Annotated in this window: 17 protein-coding genes; 14 read left to right on the plus strand and 3 right to left on the minus strand. The window is 33.4% G+C overall.

Going from position 1 to position 17,069, the window contains the following annotated elements:
* Positions 1 to 144: 144 nt before the first annotated feature.
* The 4 genes from OM075_RS13170 to OM075_RS13185 all read left to right on the plus strand — a co-directional run bounded on the left by OM075_RS13170 (position 145) and on the right by OM075_RS13185 (position 4,203).
* Positions 145 to 1,935 carry a methyl-accepting chemotaxis protein gene (locus OM075_RS13170; protein ID WP_301190989.1) on the plus strand — a complete coding sequence of 597 codons (1,791 nt, stop codon included), beginning with the start codon at positions 145 to 147 and terminating at the stop codon, positions 1,933 to 1,935.
* 44 nt (positions 1,936 to 1,979) lie between these two features.
* Entirely contained in the window at positions 1,980 to 2,549 is a 570-nt protein-coding gene (locus tag OM075_RS13175; protein ID WP_301190990.1) for a helix-turn-helix domain-containing protein, read from the plus strand.
* Between the two features lie 100 nt (positions 2,550 to 2,649).
* The gene (locus OM075_RS13180; protein ID WP_301190991.1) at positions 2,650 to 3,909 is read left to right on the plus strand and encodes a permease; all 1,260 of its coding nucleotides are present in this window, start codon (positions 2,650 to 2,652) and stop codon (positions 3,907 to 3,909) included.
* A gap of 36 nt (positions 3,910 to 3,945) precedes the next feature.
* Positions 3,946 to 4,203 carry a hypothetical protein gene (locus tag OM075_RS13185; RefSeq protein ID WP_301190992.1) on the plus strand — a complete coding sequence of 86 codons (258 nt, stop codon included), beginning with the start codon at positions 3,946 to 3,948 and terminating at the stop codon, positions 4,201 to 4,203.
* Positions 4,204 to 4,268: 65 nt separating this feature from the next.
* On the opposite strand, the gene OM075_RS13190 is transcribed toward OM075_RS13185, so the two are convergent.
* Together OM075_RS13190 and OM075_RS13195 are read right to left on the minus strand one after the other, a co-directional pair.
* Complete coding sequence (locus OM075_RS13190) at positions 4,269 to 4,598, minus strand: sensor histidine kinase (protein ID WP_301190993.1); 330 nt, start codon at positions 4,596 to 4,598, stop codon at positions 4,269 to 4,271.
* Positions 4,599 to 4,676: 78 nt separating this feature from the next.
* Positions 4,677 to 7,550 carry a ligand-binding sensor domain-containing protein gene (locus tag OM075_RS13195; protein WP_301190994.1) on the minus strand — a complete coding sequence of 958 codons (2,874 nt, stop codon included), beginning with the start codon at positions 7,548 to 7,550 and terminating at the stop codon, positions 4,677 to 4,679.
* A gap of 156 nt (positions 7,551 to 7,706) precedes the next feature.
* On the opposite strand from OM075_RS13195, the gene OM075_RS13200 reads away from it, so the two are divergent.
* The 10 genes from OM075_RS13200 (at position 7,707) to OM075_RS13245 (ending at position 16,650) form a co-directional block, all read left to right on the plus strand.
* The gene (locus OM075_RS13200) at positions 7,707 to 8,318 is read left to right on the plus strand and encodes a TetR/AcrR family transcriptional regulator (RefSeq protein ID WP_301190995.1); all 612 of its coding nucleotides are present in this window, start codon (positions 7,707 to 7,709) and stop codon (positions 8,316 to 8,318) included.
* Between the two features lie 5 nt (positions 8,319 to 8,323).
* Positions 8,324 to 9,610, plus strand: a complete 1,287-nt coding sequence (locus OM075_RS13205; protein WP_301190996.1) for a TolC family protein — start codon at positions 8,324 to 8,326, stop codon at positions 9,608 to 9,610.
* 12 nt (positions 9,611 to 9,622) lie between these two features.
* Positions 9,623 to 10,504 (plus strand): HlyD family secretion protein, encoded by an 882-nt coding sequence (locus OM075_RS13210; protein WP_301190997.1) that lies wholly within the window; start codon positions 9,623 to 9,625, stop codon positions 10,502 to 10,504.
* A 2-nt stretch (positions 10,505 to 10,506) separates the two neighbouring features.
* Positions 10,507 to 11,427, plus strand: a complete 921-nt coding sequence (locus tag OM075_RS13215; protein WP_301190998.1) for an ABC transporter ATP-binding protein — start codon at positions 10,507 to 10,509, stop codon at positions 11,425 to 11,427.
* On the plus strand, positions 11,420 to 12,190 hold the full coding sequence (locus tag OM075_RS13220) for an ABC transporter ATP-binding protein (RefSeq protein WP_301190999.1): 771 nt from the start codon (positions 11,420 to 11,422) through the stop codon (positions 12,188 to 12,190). The genes OM075_RS13215 and OM075_RS13220 overlap by 8 nt, the downstream gene beginning before the upstream one ends.
* A 154-nt stretch (positions 12,191 to 12,344) precedes the next feature.
* On the plus strand, positions 12,345 to 13,454 hold the full coding sequence (locus OM075_RS13225; protein WP_301191000.1) for an ABC transporter permease: 1,110 nt from the start codon (positions 12,345 to 12,347) through the stop codon (positions 13,452 to 13,454).
* A 17-nt stretch (positions 13,455 to 13,471) separates the two neighbouring features.
* Positions 13,472 to 14,581, plus strand: coding sequence for an ABC transporter permease (locus tag OM075_RS13230; protein WP_301191001.1), 1,110 nt, complete (start codon positions 13,472 to 13,474; stop codon positions 14,579 to 14,581).
* A gap of 94 nt (positions 14,582 to 14,675) precedes the next feature.
* Complete coding sequence (locus OM075_RS13235; protein ID WP_301191002.1) at positions 14,676 to 15,059, plus strand: VOC family protein; 384 nt, start codon at positions 14,676 to 14,678, stop codon at positions 15,057 to 15,059.
* A 32-nt stretch (positions 15,060 to 15,091) separates the two neighbouring features.
* Positions 15,092 to 16,060 carry an alpha/beta hydrolase gene (locus tag OM075_RS13240; RefSeq protein WP_301191003.1) on the plus strand — a complete coding sequence of 323 codons (969 nt, stop codon included), beginning with the start codon at positions 15,092 to 15,094 and terminating at the stop codon, positions 16,058 to 16,060.
* A 65-nt stretch (positions 16,061 to 16,125) separates the two neighbouring features.
* Positions 16,126 to 16,650: a GNAT family N-acetyltransferase gene (locus OM075_RS13245; RefSeq protein ID WP_301191004.1), complete on the plus strand. Its 525-nt coding sequence runs from the start codon at positions 16,126 to 16,128 to the stop codon at positions 16,648 to 16,650.
* Positions 16,651 to 16,809: 159 nt separating this feature from the next.
* Here OM075_RS13245 and OM075_RS13250 read toward each other — a convergent pair whose 3' ends face one another.
* Positions 16,810 to 17,055, minus strand: a complete 246-nt coding sequence (locus tag OM075_RS13250) for a hypothetical protein (protein ID WP_301191005.1) — start codon at positions 17,053 to 17,055, stop codon at positions 16,810 to 16,812.
* Between the last annotated feature and the right edge of the window lie 14 nt (positions 17,056 to 17,069).

The following is a 17,069-nucleotide window of genomic DNA, read 5'->3' on the forward strand; positions in this document are numbered from 1 at the left end:
CAATCACTGGAAGATTACAATTGTGTAGTCGAATGTTTGCTTATTTAGATTAATTATAGTTAAAATATTACAAAAAGGCGCTAAAATTGAAACAACTATGCTAATCCTACCGTTATGGTGGCATAATATAAATTATACAACCTTATGGCTTCATTATCAGTAAAGCAGAAGTTATATTTGCTTTTAACTATTACTTTATTAGTCTTATTAATTACCGGTATTTTTTCATTTAAATATTTGCACAAGGTCAACAATCTTGGTGAAATACATGATAAGGCTCTTGAAGTAGAAATTAATGTTTTAAAGCTCCGAAAAAATGAAAAAGACTTTTTAGTAAGAGACGTGATTAATCCCCAGTATTTTGAAACAGGAGAAAGTACATATCTAACTTCTTTTTCAAAAATTACTAAATCTTTAGATGAATTAGTTCTTGAATTAAAGTCTAGTGAATTAGTTAAAGATCCAATGATTCAATTAGAACTTGATTCAATTAAATCTCATATAAAATTATATGAGAGCGAATTTATTTCGATCTCTCAAAAGATTAGAAACAAAGGTTTTAAAGATTGGGGACATATTGGTGAAATGCGAAATGCAATTCACGAGGTAGATAACATTATGAATCAGACTAATGCAAGTGATCGTTTGCACGTAAGTTTATTAACCTTACGAAAGCATGAAAAAGATTATTTGCTACGGATGGATCCAAAATACATCCAAAAGTTTGATGATGAGATTAATAATTTATTTGCTCTACTTAAAAAAGATTTAAGGATTTCGAGAGTAGATAAAGCCAATATGGTATTGTTGGTTGAAAATTATAATAAAACCTTTCATCAGGTAACGTTGGAGGATGAAAAAATTGGGCGCTCGGAAAATGAAGGATTAATGGGAGATCTTAGGACTGCAGTACATTATGTGGAACCATCTGTAAATAAAATTATCAAACTGATGAAAGTGCATACAGATCAATCTATTCGTAATGCAATTTTTATATTGGTTTTGTTAATCTTGAGTGGACTAGTTGTATCTACATTTCTTGGTATTTTTATTATTAAAAATGTGTATTCAATTCTTGGAGGCGAACCTGCAAAGGTTGCTGAAATAGCGGATAAAATTGCACAGGGAGATCTTAGTACAATATCAACAGGAGAATCAGCTGATAAAGGTATTTTGAAATCAGTACTTGATATGTCTTCAAAATTGCAAACTATAATTTCTGAAGTTATTGAGAGTGTTGATAATTTTGTGAGTGCATCCAATCAAATGAGTAGTACTTCAGAACAGATCTCTGAAGGAGCCAATGAACAAGCCAGTTCTCTTGAGGAAATATCATCTACAATGGAAGAAATTACATCTAACATTGAAAATAATACCTCAAATGCGCATCAAACAGAAGAAGTTTCAAAAGAAGCTAATTCAACCATATCGCTTGTTGCAGATAAAGTTCATAAGGCATTAAGTGCCAATCAGGAAATTGCAGAAAAGATTAATGTGATTAATGCTATTGCGGTTCAAACAAATATACTTGCCTTAAATGCTTCGGTTGAGGCAGCGAGGGCAGGAGAGCATGGAAAGGGATTTGCAGTTGTAGCTCAGGAAGTAAGAAAGTTAGCTGAAATTAGTAAAAGTGCTGCTGATGAAATAGTGGGATTAACACAATCCAGTTTTATGTTATCAAAAGAGGCAGAGAAAGCTATGGAACTTACCATTCCAAAAATAGGGCAAACGTCACAATTGGTTCAGGAAATTGCAGATAGTAGTATAGAGCAAAGTAATGGTGCTATGCAAGTTAATAATGCCATTCAGCAATTAAATGGAGTAACACAACAAAATGCTTCGGCAAGTGAAGAATTAGCTGCTACAGCAGAAGAAATGGCTTCGCAGGCAGAAAATTTAAGACAATCTGTTCGGTTTTTTAAACTTTCAAACTAAATTCGACAATTGAAAACATGTTTAACTGTTTATAATTGGAGAAAATGGGATCAGAACTGCATATCAAAAACATGGTTTGTAACCGATGTATTAAAGTAATCAATGATGAATTTGAGAAGATTGGCCTTAATATTGAGCATATAGAGTTGGGATTGGTTAAGTTAACAGAAGATGTTGATGATGCTACTTTAGTGCAGGTTAAAAACCTTTTAGATGAAAATGGATTTGAATTGATTGATGACAAAAAAAGCCAGATTATAGATAAAGTTAAAACATTGATTATTCAGAATATCCACTATGGGGCTGAAATTCCTGATACTAACAATAGTTCAGATTTTTTAGCCTCAGAACTTGGATATGATTATTCATACCTGAGTAAATTATTCTCCTCTGTTGTGGGAATTACAATTGAAAAATACATCATTAATCAGAAACTTGAAAAAGTAAAGGAGCTTTTGGTTTATGACGAATTAAGCCTTAAAGAAATTGCTTATAAATTAGGTTATAGCAGCGTTCAGTATTTATCAAATCAGTTTAAAAAGAATACCGGATTAACCCCTTCTCAATTCAAGAAATTAAAGGAGAATCAACGCAAACCTTTGGATGAAGTCTGATATAATTACTGTAATTCCAAAATGTTATAACTTTTTTCAATAATGATGTAACACCTATCTAATGTAATCTTTCCAAATTTGTATAGTAAATACAATAGTGATGGAAATTAAATATTTTATAGGTTCGTTTTTTACAGATTTTGTAACAATATTAGGAGAGATGTCTCCTTATTTGTTGTTAGGATTCTTTTTTGCCGGTTTGCTCTATGCTTTTATGCCTCGTAATCAGATTGAGCGTTATTTTAGCAGAAATTCATTCAAATCTTCTGTATCTGCTGCATTATTTGGTGTGCCGCTTCCTTTATGTTCTTGTGGTGTAATACCAACCGGAACTGCATTGTACAGAAATGGAGCGTCAAAAGGAGGTACTGTTTCCTTTTTGATTTCTACACCGCAAACCGGAGTTGATTCCATTCTGGCTACATTTTCTTTATTAGGCTTACCTTTTGCTATTATCAGACCATTAGCGGCTTTAATTACAGGAATAACAGGAGGTGTTATTACCAGTAAAATTACTGCTTCAGAACCTGTTGAAGTAACTAATGAGGTGGCTAAAGATGAAACGAAAAGTTTTAAACAGAAGATATTTGATGTTTTCAATTATGGTTTTGTTGAGTTTATTCAGGATATATCAAAATGGCTGGTTGTAGGATTAGTGCTGGCTGCAATAATTTCGGCTTTGGTTCCCAATGATTTCTTCGAGCTTCTAAATTTATCGCCTTTAATGCAAATGCTGATGATTTTAGTTGTTTCTATTCCATTATATATCTGTGCTACCGGAACAATTCCTTTAGCTGCAATTTTAATTTTGAAAGGGATTAGCCCAGGTGCTGCCTTTGTATTATTAATGGCTGGCCCGGCTACCAATGCAGCAACCATTACTATGATAGGTAAGGTGTTAGGAAAAAAAAGTTTGTTTACATATTTAGGAACTATTATAGGTGGAGCCTTGCTGTTTGGTTCAATTATAGATTATGCTTTACCGATTAATTGGTTTACGCAGATAGCTAACGAACATTTGCATCATCAACATAATAACGGCATTAGCTGGTGGCAAATTGCTTCAGGCATTTTATTGGCATTATTAATTGTAAATGGCTATGTGCAACGATTTATAAAAACGAAAAAATCTAACGAAACAACAATAAATTACAGAATGATGAAAACAGAAACAATCAAAGTAGATGGCATGACATGTAATCATTGTAAAGCCAACGTTGAAACAAATCTTGAGAAATTAAGTTTTATTGATAAGGCTGAAGTTAATTTAGCTGAAAAATCAGTAGTGTTGGAAGGAGATAATATTGATGTGGATAAAGCTAAAGAATTGATTTCTTCATTAGGATATAAGCCCCTTTAGGATACAACGGATTTGCTTCATTAAATAAAATTACAAATGAGAACATTTAAATTTAAACAGCTGGAGTTAGAGCAGGATAAAAGTTGGTTTCAGCGGACTTTTGCATCTAAGCATTTTGTTAAAACTTTAATTTATAGTTTGCTGGGTGCCTTAATTGGGTTTGCTGTATTTTATTTCTCCGACTCAAGAGATGCAGGTGTTCTTTGGAATGAAGAGGCTTTAAATAATGTATTTTGGGGAATAGCACTAGGAGTGTTTGTAACCAATAGTCCTTGTGCCAGAGGAAGATGTTAACCCGGATTCTGTGATTCAAATTACGGGTCTAATTTAAATTGAAATTTTTTATCCAACAATAAAAACTATTGGACTGATGGCAAAGTGAAATAAAAGGTAGTTCCTTTATTTACTTCGCTTTCGGTCCATATTTGTCCTCCGTTTTTGTGGACAAATTCTTTACAAATTTGCAAACCTAAACCAGAACCTTTTTCGCCTGCAGTACCCTCTCTGGTAATGTTTTTACCCTCGTAAAATATTTCTTTTGCAATTTCATCAGGCATTCCCATGCCATTATCTTTAATAGCTATTTGAACCAAATTATTATTTTCGGTTGCGCTTATAACTATACAACCTCCAATCGGTGAAAATTTAATGGCGTTGCTAATGATATTTCGGAAAATAGTGGCCAGCATATCAGCATCAGCTTTTACAAGTAGTGCATTTTTTACTTCTATATTGTAAGTAATATTTTTATCTAAAATTATTTCGTGTTATAATGCAATTGCATCTGAAATTACACGGTAAAGAATAATTGGTTTCGGATTGAAAATCACAGCATCACTTTGGGTTTTAGACCAGATTAACAGGTTCTGAAGCAAGTTAAAAACTCTTTGTGCTGAAGAATTAATTTTATGAGCTAACAATTTTTGTTCTTTAGGATTTATTTCAGCACTATCATCTTTTAGTAACTCTGTTAGTCCAAGAATTGAGTTAAAAGGACTAATTAAATCGTGTGATATAATTGAAAACAAACGATCCTTCGTTTCATTTAAAACTTTAAGTTCTTTATTGGCTTTACTTAAATTTTGAGCCTGTGATTTTAAAATAGCAGATTGGCGTTCAATCTTTGTCTGTCGTTCCTCTAGTTTTTCGTTTAGTTCAAGCAAATATTCAGCCTGTGTTTGTAATTCATTGTTGCTCTCAACTAACTCTTTTGTTTTGTCGTTAACTTGTCTTTGTAATATATGTTGTTGTATTTCTAAGTGTCGGGTTCTTATTTTCACTAATATAAAAATCAAAACAACTAAAATTAGAACAACTACGTAATGGGTTACCGCACGCTTGTACCAGGGAGGAATAATATTTATTATTAATTCCTTAGGTTTATTATTCCATACGCCATCGTTATTGCAGCTTTTTACTTTAAATGTGTATTTGCCGGGAGCGATGTTAGTATATGTTACTTCTTTTTTCGATCCATTTAATATCCACTCTTTGTCAAAACCTTCAAGTTTATAAGAAAATAGATTTTTATCCTGATTAATAAAATTATTAGATTCAAAACTTACAGTGAAAACATTTTGATAATACTTAAGGCTTATTTCTTTTGTATTATATATTGATTGTGAAATAATTTCAGGATTATCTATATAATTTACTTCCTTGTTAAATAGTTTTAAGCTTGTAAATTCTATTTCCGGAGGTGTGATGTTATGCAGTAAATGATCCGGATTAAAAATAATGCCACCATCAACTCCTCCAAAGTAGATCGTGTTAGTTGCTATATCACAAAAAGTTGATTTGGGAATAAATTCAGTAACTTTAATTCCATCTAAATCATCAAATACTAATGATTCATTGGTAATTGGATTTAATTGAATTAGATTTGATGTTGTCGTAAACCAGATATTTCCATAGTTATCATCAGCAATAGCACATATGTTTTCGTTAGGAAAGAAACTGGTAAAATTTTGAGTATCCTCATTATATTTGCACAAACCTCTTTCAGTACCCACCCATATATTATTTCTTCTGTCTTCAAAAAGGCAAACAATATGATTATTGGTTAAACCATTATTAAATTCATTGGAACTATAAATTCGTTGAAAGTCAACTTCTCCTTTTTTTAATATGCTTATTCCCCATGAAGTAGCTACCCATAAATCACCCTTGCTACTAATTAATAACTGATTGGTCCAATCGTTGGTAAGGTTGCTGTTTAGGCTGTTGTAGTTTATAATTTTTCCATTTTTTAAGCAGTCAATTCCTTTACCATGTGTTGCTATCCAAAATTTATTATCATCAATAACAGATGATCTGATATCCTGATTAGAAAATGTTTTTTTTGTATTTGGATTGTATTTTTCAAATACATTTTTTGCTTTATTGTACTCAAATAGACCTGCGTTGTAAATGGCTACAAGAATAGTATTGTTTTTTGATTTACCAAGATGTAATATACTGCCTTTTGAAAGGCCTCTGGCTCCAGCGTTAAATCTGTGTATGATGTTTTGATTTTTATCAAAAATATCAATGGTGCCCCCAAAACTTCCTATCCATAAATTACCATCATCATCTTTTATAAAGTTGGCACAATCTCTACTTGTTGTGTACATGGTTTCTTTAGGAAGGTTATTGATATTCAGAAAGCCCTTTTGTTTTATGCTTAAGCCAACACCTCCTGGATGATGCAGTACCCAATAGTTCCCTTGACTATCCTGAAAAATTCTTTTAGCATTTTCTTTAATCGAGGTATTACTTCTGTCAGGGTAGTAGCCATAAAAAGTTCCTTTTGTTTCATCAAAAAGCTTGATTCCGGTGTAATCACAAGTCCAAATTTGATTTGTATTATCTGTACCAATAAATACAATGTTATTGGAATCCGGAACATCATTTAAGAAATGCTTTAATTGGTGGTTTTTGGGATTATAACTATATACTCCATCTTGACGTGTACCCCAATAAACAATATTATTTTTAAAGGTAATTGATGTGATGAAATTAAAATTTTGATGGAAAATATTATGGTTATCCAACCGCTGTTCGGGACTATTTAAATTATATACATATAACCCGGGATAATCATCGGTTCCAATCCATATTTGTTGATCATTGGTTATAATGAAATCCTGAATATTACCATTGGGTACATGCGCAACTTCAATAAATGATTTCTTTTCTGGAATATATAAATATACCCGTTTTAATGATGCAACATATAATTTCTGATTTGCATCTTCAATAAACTTTACAACATTAAATTCTTTTAAACCATTAGGATATTTGGGAGATGCCATCCTGATAAAATTATCAAGCTTTTCATTATAAATAGAAATACCTTCATATCCTGACACCCAAAGTTGATCTTTGGAATCATTGTATAAGCATAGAATATTACTGCCCGGAATTGTTGTGGAATCGTTTAAGTTGTAGTAGTAAGAAACAATTTTTTCACCAATAAGTCGATTTAAACCTCCTTTAGAACTAATCCAGATAAACCCCTTTGAATCTTCTTCTATATCATTAATATATGCACTGATAAGCCCATTTTTCTTGTCAAAATATTTGAAATTAAGAACAGGATTATTTTTTGCAAATATGTTTAATGCAACAATAAGTACTAATAAAGTAAGTTTTCCCCTCATTAAAATTCTATCATACCATACTAACTGAATAATTTACGAAATATTTAGAAGTAGGTTGTATTTTTTATAAAAAAAGAATTAACCATTTGGTTAAATTATATGGTTAATTTATATTTGTACCGAAATTAACCAAATGGTTAATCTAATTAGTTAATTATGGAAATCAAATCAGATACTGAAAAATTAATATTGGAAGCCGCTCGTAAGGTGTTTACAGAAAAAGGATTAGATGGAGCCCGGATGCAGGAGATTGCAGATAGAGCTAATATAAATAAGGCCATGCTGCATTATTATTTTCGCTCAAAAGATAAGTTGTTCGAGAGTGTATTTAAAGCTGCCTTTAATGAATTTTGGCCTGAAATAACCAAGTCGATTAATGAATCAGCCAATGTTGAGGATTTCTTAAAAAGAGCCATTAGTAGTTATGTTGATTTGTTTATGGATAAACCGTTCTTGCCGATTTTTATATTATCGGAAGTAAACAGAACTCCGGATCGATTAGAATCTCTGATTAGAGAAGGAGGTGTAAATCCACATCTCATAGTAGAATACCTTAAAGAACAAATGGATTTGGGGAAGTTAAAAGCAATGGATCCCAAAGAATTGCTGGTGAATGTTATCTCACTTTGTATTTTCCCATTTGCCGGCAAATCATTGATTGAAAGAATGATTTTTCAAGGTGATAAAGAATCGTGTGAATCATTTTTACAAGAAAGGAAAAAGTCTATCTACGAATTTTTAAAACCATTAATTATTGCAAACAATTAAATCAAATGGTACAGCATAAAATTTATTTGATCACGATTGCATTTTTAATGCTCTGGTATACAGGTATTGGAGCACAGTCTACAATGTCGCTCGAAGAATGTATGCAATCTGCCAGAGAAAATTATCCTTTATACGGTAATTTTAAGCATATAGAGGACCAGTTGGACTTGCGACTGAAGAATCTAAACGCAAACTATTATCCACAGCTCGATTTAAATGCACAAGCTTCACATCAGAATGATGTGCCACATATTGAATCTTCCAATCTTCCATTTGCAGTTCCTCAGGGCCCTAAAGATCAGTATAAAGCTTCGGTTGATATACAACAGGTTATTTTTGATGCCGGAAGAACCAAGGTGGCTAAAGAGGTGGAGCAGGTAAATACCGATGCTCAAAAAAGCAGTTTGGAAGTTGAGTTGTATAAAATACGTTCAAAGGTTATTCAAACGTATTTCTTAATACTCACTATTGATGAACAGATCAAGCTGATAGAATATAAATCAACCACAATTGAAAAACGTCTTCAGGAAATAGAAAGTGCGGTTGCAAATGGAATGATTCTGGCTTCGCAGGCAGATTATTTAAAAGTGGAAGTGTTAACCATTAAACAGGAGCTAATCAGATTATCTGAAGGAAAAAAGGCTGCTTTAAAGATAATGGAAACATTAACCGGAAAGGTTATTTCGGAAAATACAGATTTTGTAGAACCAACAGGATTATCTCAACAACAGATTTTTATTCGACCTGAGTATAAATATTTCAACGACCAAAGACAGCAAATATCTGTAATGCAAAAAATGAATGTAAAGGAACGTTTGCCTTATGTGGCAGGTTTTGGCCAGTTCGGATATGGAAATCCAGGCTTTAATATGCTTAAAGATCAATTGGCCCCTTTTTATATCATTGGCATTAAGTTGAAATGGAATATCTGGGACTGGAAACAAACCAGCCGAATTAAACAGTATTTCCAGATTCAAAGTAATCGTATTGATTTACAGCAATCTGTTTTTGATATGAATATTGATATGGCTAGCAGAGATGTGAATAGTAAGATTAATCAGATGCAAAAGATAATGGATCAGGATGATGAAATTATTCAGTTGCGTAAACGAATCACAGCATCATCAACAAGTCAGTTAAATAACGGAACGATTACCGCATCTGATTATTTAAATGATTTGAATATGGAGAGCATAGCCTTGTTGTCTAAAAAACTTCATCAGTTAGAATTGGTGAAGTCTCAAATAGAATTAGTTGATCTTAAGGGATCTTCAGTTAATACTAAGAAATAAAATAATAAAAATATGTATCGTAGCGTAATTTTATCTCTGATATCAGGATTGTTGATTATCAGTTGTAGTTTCAGTGATGAAGAATCTGATGCCTATGGAAATTTTGAAGCAACAGAAGTTTTTATTAGTGCCGAAGTTCCTGGAAAGATGGTTCATCTTGCTATTGAGGAGGGTGAAACATTAAAAAAGGATGAGGTAATTTGTTTAATTGACACCATTCCATATCATTTAAAACGTAACCAATTATTGGCTCAGCGATCGGTTGCTTTAAGTAAGGCTGAACAGGTTAGAGTTTCAAAGGAGGTTTTACTTGCTCAGAAAAAAATTGTTGATCAGGACTTTGACCGTATTCAGAAAATGTTTGCAGATAAGGCTGCTACTCAAAAACAGATTGATGATGTAAGCGGACAGTTAGATGTATTAAAACGACAATTAAAAGGTCAGGATGCAAGTCTGAAAAGTGTTTATTCAGAAATTGAAGTTATTGATGCTCAGTTGGCAGAGATTGATGATCAACTATCTCGTTGTAGGGTAAAGGCACCGTCGGATGGTGTTGTATTGCAAAAAATTGCCGAACAGGGTGAGTTGGTGGCAACTGGTAAACCAATCATTAAAATGGCCAATATTAATACATTGTTTCTACGAGCTTATATTTCAGGCAGTCAACTTCCCTCAGTTAAATTAGGTCAGGAAGTTAATGTGGTTTTTGATAAAAATGCGGATGATAATCAATCGGTAAAAGGTACAGTTTCCTGGATTTCTTCATCAGCAGAATTTACACCTAAAATTATTCAGACAAAAGAGGAACGAGTGGATTTGGTTTACGCAATCAAGGTGCTTGTTAAAAACGATGGCCGATTAAAAATAGGAATGCCGGGTGAAGTTAAGTTTTAACTATGATAAGTATTAAGAACATATCAAAATCCTTTGAAGATATTCAGGCAGTTAAGGATGTAAGCATTCAGATTGAGGAGGGTGAGTTATTTGGTTTGCTAGGTCCGGATGGTGCAGGAAAATCCACATTGCTTAGAATGGTTAACTCTTTGATGATTCCTGATGAAGGTACTATCAGACTTTGGGACTTAGATCCGGTAAAAGACTATAAGAAGGTAAGGTATATAATTGGTTATATGCCGGGTAAATTTTCGCTGTACACCGACTTAACTATTGAAGAGAACCTGGAGTTTTTTGCCACTGTATTTGGAACAACTGTTGAGGAAAATTATTATCTGATAAAAGATATATATCAGCAAATAGAACCATTTAAAAATCGCAGAGCAGGGAAATTAAGTGGTGGAATGAAGCAAAAACTGGCACTTTCTTGTGCGTTGATACATAAACCGAAGTTATTGGTTTTGGATGAACCCACTACCGGAGTTGATGCAGTATCCAGAGCAGAGTTTTGGGAAATGTTACAATCTTTAAAAGAAAAAGGAATTACAATTATTGTATCTACACCTTATATGGATGAGGCTCAATTATGCGATAGGGTGGCATTAATGCAGGGGGGTGAAATTCATGCCTGTGATAAACCGGCTCATATTGTTCAGCAGTTTCAATATCCAATACGAGGAGTTAAAACAAGCAATATTTATAAGGCTTTACTGGATTTACGAACCTATAAAAGCACACATAATGTTTATCCTTTCGGAGAATTTCTTCATTGGGTAAGTAAAGAGCAGCTTTTTAATGATGAGGAAGTAATTATATTTTTAAAAGATCGGGGTCATTTAAATGTACAAGTCAGGGATATTGATCCTGATATTGAAGATTGTTTTATTGAGTTAACCCAATTTAACGAGAAAATTAATGCATAATCAAAGCCATGAAATAAATAGTACGGAGCCCATAATTAAAGTGGACAAACTGGTGAAAAGGTTTGGAAACTTTGAGGCCAATAAATCGCTGTGTTTCCATGTGGATAAAGGTGAGATCTTTGGGTTTTTAGGGGCCAATGGGGCTGGTAAAACTACCGCAATGCGTATTTTAAGTGGGCTGTCAAAACCTACATCGGGCGAAGTATGGGTGGCTGGTTTTAATGTGAATACGCATCCGGAATCAATAAAGAAGAATATCGGTTATATGAGCCAGAAGTTTTCGCTATTTGAAGACCTGACCATATGGGAGAATATGCGTTTTTTTAGTGCGGTGTATAGCATGAGTAAAAAACAGTTTAAAGAAAGAGGGCAGGAGTTGTTACAGGAGTTGGGTATATGGGAAGAGAGAAACAGGATGGTTCATGACTTGTCCTTAGGATGGAAACAGAAACTGGCGTTTACAGTGGCAATTATGCATAAACCAGCCATTGTGTTTTTAGATGAACCAACAAGTGGAGTTGACCCTATTACTCGTCGTCAGTTTTGGGAAATGATTTATGAAGCCTCGGCAGAAGGAATAACCGTTTTTGTGACTACACATTACATGGACGAAGCAGAATACTGCAACAGGGTTTCAATTATGGTTGATGGTAGAATTGATGCCTTGGATACGCCCGAAAACCTAAAAAAGCAGTTTAATGCGCTTAATATGAATGAGGTGTTTATTAAACTAGCACGGCCGGCAGTTAATAGTTCTCAGTAAATTGTCAACAGTCCTCAGTCCTCAGTCCTCAGTCCTCAGTCCTCAGTAGGCAGTAGGCAGTCCACATTAAGCAGTCCTCAGTTAACTTTAGATTGAGAACTAAAAACAATGCTCTTTGCTCTAAGCACTTTGCTATTTAATACTAAAAAACACTATGAAACGATTTAAAGCCTTTGTAAAAAAAGAGTTTCTACATATTTTCAGGGATTCAAGAACAATGCTGATCCTGGTTGCTATGCCAATGGTTCAGATATTGATTTTTGGATTTGTAATATCTTCAGAAATAAAAAATGCCTCCATTGCTATATTGGATAAGTCAAAGGATGAATTAACCCAGGAAGCCACACAAAAATTATTGTCATCCGGATATTTTCGTTTAGATAAATATTTAAAGTCAGAACAAGAACTGGAAACTGCTTTTAAAAGGGACCGAGTTAAAATGACAATCGTTTTTGAACCTGGTTTTGCCAAGCATTTTTATAGCGATAAAACAGCAAATGTACAATTGATTACAGACGCTTCGGATGCCAATACTGCACGGATATTAAGTAATTATGCATCTATGATTTTGCGCGATTTTCAGCAAAGTCATAATGCCACAATCCCCAACGGTAACTCATTAATAAATACAGAAGTCCGGATGTTTTACAATGAAAATCTGGATGGTGTTTATATGTCTGTCCCTGGAATTATGGCAATGATCCTTATGTTGGTTTCAGCAATGATGACATCCATATCCATTACCAAAGAAAAAGAATTTGGTTCCATGGAGGTTTTGTTAATCTCTCCACTTAAACCTTTTCAAATTATTATAGGCAAAGTAACGCCTTATATTTTTATGGCGCTGATTAATACCTTATCTATTTTGGCCATGGGCTACTGGGTATTTCATGTACCCATAAAAGGAAGCCTGTTTCTGTTATTATTCGAAGCTACGCTCTTTACCATTTTGGCATTGTCGCTAGGTATATTTATTTCTACGGTAGCTAAAAATCAAATGGTAGCTATGTTTATGAGTATGTTTGCTCTTATGTTACCAACAATCTTATTGAGTGGATTTATTTTTCCTATTGAAAACATGCCATTCCCCTTAAGAATGATAAGTAATATTATTCCTCCCAGATGGTTTATTATAGTAGTTAAAAAAATCATGCTTAAAGGTGCAGGGATAGCCTACGTGTGGAAGGAAACTCTCATTTTAATGGGATTTATTGTTCTGTTTGTGGGTTTAAGTATTAAGAAATTTAAGGTTAGAGTTGAGTAGGTAAAGTTTAGTTTGTTATGCGCATCATATTATACTTATTACAAAAAGAGTTTTTGCAGATTTTTCGCAATAAAACCATGTTACCAATGATTTTTGCATTGCCTGTAGTGCAGTTAATTATTTTGGTAAATGCAGCAACTGTTGATATGAAAAATATTCGGGTAACGGTTGTAGATCATGATCATTCTGTTCAATCGCAAAGATTAATTCAGGATTTAGATGCTTCTTTATTTTTTGAGGTTGGCGATTTACAGGTCAGTAAAGAAAAGGGATTGGATTTAATGAGAAGGAATAAAACAGATGTGTTGGTTTATATTCCTAATGATTTTTCGAAAAAACTACATACTTCAGATGCTGCACCTCTACAAATTATTAATGATGCCATCGATGTTCAGCGAGCTCAATTATCGTATGGCTATCTATCTGAAATCATTCAGAAACTTTCGGTGGAGTGGCATACCAATCCTTCATTATTACTTGAGCAGCAACAAATAAAAATACATTCAAACTATTGGTTTAATCCGGAGTTGAATTACAAATATTATATGCTTCCTGGTATACTGGTTATATTGGTTACTATCATTGGATTGTTTTTATCTGCCATAAACCTGGTTCGCGAAAAAGAAATTGGAACAGCAGAACAAATTAATGTTACTCCGGTAAAAAAATATCAGTTTATCATTGGTAAATTAATGCCTTTTATGATTATTGGTTTGGTGGAGCTAGCCATAGGATTACTAATTGGAAGAGTGTTATACGGAGTGCCTTTTAATGGAAATCCATTGGTGTTGTTTTCGTTTGCCACTTTGTATTTGTTGGTAATTTTAGGTTTGGGTCTTGTTTTATCCAGCAGGAGTGAAACACAACAGCAAGTAATGTTTCTTACTTTTTTCTTTATGATCATATTTATTTTAATGAGTGGTGTTTTTACGCCAACAGAGAACATGCCAGAATGGGCATTGAAAATAGATACGATTAATCCTTTGTACTATTTTGTAAAAGTAATCAGAAGCGTTGTATTGAAGGGCGCTGGTTTCTCAGACCTTTGGCCAGAATTCAGATCTATGGGAATTTACGCCATGGTATCGGTTTCACTGGCTATTTTGAGTTACCGAAAAACTACTTAAAAGTCTTTCAATTAATCTTTATTATTGACGATGAAATATGAGGTTTTAGCCTATAATCTTTATTTTTGTTGATATTGAATAAAAATAACGAATAATGAAAATAGAACACTTCGCATTAAATGTACCGGATCCGGTAAAATCAGCTCAATGGTATGTTGAAAATTTAGGGTTTAAAATAGCAATGGCTATGGATAAAGCTCCATATGCTCACTTTTTGTCAGATGGCAATGGTGGAATGGTTGAAATTTATAATAATCCAGCTGGGGCTGTGCTTGATTTCCCGAATACACATCCGTTAACCGTTCATTTGGCCTTTGTATCTGAAGATCCAAATGCTGACAGAGCTAAATTGGAAGACGCAGGAGCAACATTTGTAGAGGAAGTAAACTTGCCCGATGGAGGTTTATTGGTTATGATGAAAGACCCATGGGGTGTTGCCATTCAGTTTTGTAAAAGAGGAACTCCTTTTAATAAGTAAAGCTGATTATTTATCATAAACATTACAGCGAAATGAAACAATACAGCACTCTTATAGTCCTTCTTTTATTTACTATTACCGGTTTTGGACAGAACAATTTTCCAAGAGACACCTCTTTTAATGTAAACTCTGCCTATCGAAAAATTCATAAAAAATTTCCTCATGCAGAACCTGTAAAACAGTTTGTTTCAGATCAATTTTTGTCGTTACCAAATCAGGTTTACAGGGTTAGAGAAGATCGTACTTTAAGAATGGATGTATTTGTTCCTAATAAGGGAGCAAAACAAAAACGTCCCGTAATTATGATGATTCATGGGGGAGGATGGAGATCCGGAGACAAATCACATCTGGTTCCTTTGGCACAGAAACTAGCCATGGATGGTTATGTAACAGCCAGTGTAGAGCAACGTTTATCTGCCGAAGCGCTTTATCCTGCTGCTGTTTACGATTTAAAGGAGGCCATCCGATTTTTAAAGCACAATAGTGAGTTATATGGTATTGATACCACAAAAATTGCAGTATTAGGAACTTCTTCAGGTGCAACCATGGCCAGTTTAATGGCTACTACCGGAGGCATGGCAAAATTTGATGATCCGGAATCTGTTTATCCGGAAAATTCATCAAAAGTACAAGCCTTAATAAATATGGATGGCGTAATTGACTTTACCGATCCCAACGAAAGTGGAAAAGATTCAAATCCGGATAAACCTTCTGCGGCGGCTATGTTTTTTGGAGCTACCTATAAAGAAAAACCAGAACTTTGGATTGAAGCTTCGGCAATCAATTATATCAATGAATACAATCTTCCCACTTTATATATCAATAGTGCTTTACCTCGCTTTCATGCAGGAAGAGATACTTTGTTTGATGTATTAAAGAAGAAAAATATTTATTACGAGGTGCATACCATTGAAAATACACCACATCCGTACTGGCTATTTCATCCTTGGTTTGATGAAGCTTATGGTTATGTAAGAGATTTTATGGATAAAGTGTTTTAGGATTTTTTAATGATAGAGGGAAGGGGTATATTATTTAGTTTTGGTGTATAAGAAGAACGTTAAAAATGATATTAAGACAAGAAACTAAAAATGACCATAAAGAGGTCTTTAGTGTAATTGCACAAGCATTTAAAGATGTAGAATTCTCAGACAATAGTGAACCGTTTTTAGTCGAAAGACTAAGGAAAACTGATGCTTTTATTCCTGAACTATCAATAGTGGCCGAAATTGGTGGAAAAATTGTTGGACATATCTTACTCACCAAATTAAAAATCAAAAACGATACGAAAGAATTTGACTCATTAGCTTTAGCTCCTGTTTCTGTCTTACCTAAATTTCAAGGAAAAGGAATTGGTGGAAAATTGATAATTGAATCACATAAAAAGGCGAAAGAATTAGGATATAGATCTATCGTTCTTCTTGGTCACGAAAAATATTACCCAAGGTTTGGTTATGAACAAGCTGATAAATACGGAATTGAGTTGCCATTTGAAGTTCCAAAGGAGAATTGTATGGTAATTGAATTAGTTGAAAATGGACTTAGAGGTGTGAATGGAATGGTTGAGTATCCAAAAGAGTTTAACGAATAGTAAATATGACATCATAATGAATATACATGATGCAGGGGAGAAGTGCTAAAATAGTACTTTAAAGCATTTAATGAACAAAGTATCAGTTTAATAGTAAAGAGCTTTCAAATCCCGAACTTCGCATTTTTGAGTCTTAATCCTCTAAAACAAGCATCTTTTTTATGATTTAACTTTTCGTAATCTTCTTTGATTAACAATTTCAATTGCAACTGAAGCACCAATAATAATGGGTAATTCATCCAGAATATTAATAGAAGAAATAAGATATTTAAGACTAATTTCATTTCCACCAATGAATTCTTTTATTGGTGTATAAAGATCAAATAAGATAAAGCAAAGAGTCAGAAGTATTATTGTAAATATTAATCTGATAAGAAAAGTAAGTTTAGAGTTGTTGGCTTTCATAGTTGGTTTAAATA

It is taken from the genome of Plebeiibacterium sediminum (assembly GCF_026013605.1).
Taxonomy (GTDB): Bacteria; Bacteroidota; Bacteroidia; order Bacteroidales; family Marinilabiliaceae; genus Saccharicrinis; species Saccharicrinis sediminus.

Coding starts and splice junctions, on each gene's coding strand:
- OM075_RS13170 (WP_301190989.1), top strand. CDS start 145: ATGGCTTCATTATCAGTAAAGCAGAAGTTATATTTGCTTTTAACTATT.
- OM075_RS13175 (WP_301190990.1), top strand. CDS start 1,980: ATGGGATCAGAACTGCATATCAAAAACATGGTTTGTAACCGATGTATT.
- OM075_RS13180 (WP_301190991.1), top strand. CDS start 2,650: ATGGAAATTAAATATTTTATAGGTTCGTTTTTTACAGATTTTGTAACA.
- OM075_RS13185 (WP_301190992.1), top strand. CDS start 3,946: ATGAGAACATTTAAATTTAAACAGCTGGAGTTAGAGCAGGATAAAAGT.
- OM075_RS13190 (WP_301190993.1), bottom strand. CDS start 4,598: ATGCTGGCCACTATTTTCCGAAATATCATTAGCAACGCCATTAAATTT.
- OM075_RS13195 (WP_301190994.1), bottom strand. CDS start 7,550: ATGAGGGGAAAACTTACTTTATTAGTACTTATTGTTGCATTAAACATA.
- OM075_RS13200 (WP_301190995.1), top strand. CDS start 7,707: ATGGAAATCAAATCAGATACTGAAAAATTAATATTGGAAGCCGCTCGT.
- OM075_RS13205 (WP_301190996.1), top strand. CDS start 8,324: ATGGTACAGCATAAAATTTATTTGATCACGATTGCATTTTTAATGCTC.
- OM075_RS13210 (WP_301190997.1), top strand. CDS start 9,623: ATGTATCGTAGCGTAATTTTATCTCTGATATCAGGATTGTTGATTATC.
- OM075_RS13215 (WP_301190998.1), top strand. CDS start 10,507: ATGATAAGTATTAAGAACATATCAAAATCCTTTGAAGATATTCAGGCA.
- OM075_RS13220 (WP_301190999.1), top strand. CDS start 11,420: ATGCATAATCAAAGCCATGAAATAAATAGTACGGAGCCCATAATTAAA.
- OM075_RS13225 (WP_301191000.1), top strand. CDS start 12,345: ATGAAACGATTTAAAGCCTTTGTAAAAAAAGAGTTTCTACATATTTTC.
- OM075_RS13230 (WP_301191001.1), top strand. CDS start 13,472: ATGCGCATCATATTATACTTATTACAAAAAGAGTTTTTGCAGATTTTT.
- OM075_RS13235 (WP_301191002.1), top strand. CDS start 14,676: ATGAAAATAGAACACTTCGCATTAAATGTACCGGATCCGGTAAAATCA.
- OM075_RS13240 (WP_301191003.1), top strand. CDS start 15,092: ATGAAACAATACAGCACTCTTATAGTCCTTCTTTTATTTACTATTACC.
- OM075_RS13245 (WP_301191004.1), top strand. CDS start 16,126: ATGATATTAAGACAAGAAACTAAAAATGACCATAAAGAGGTCTTTAGT.
- OM075_RS13250 (WP_301191005.1), bottom strand. CDS start 17,055: ATGAAAGCCAACAACTCTAAACTTACTTTTCTTATCAGATTAATATTT.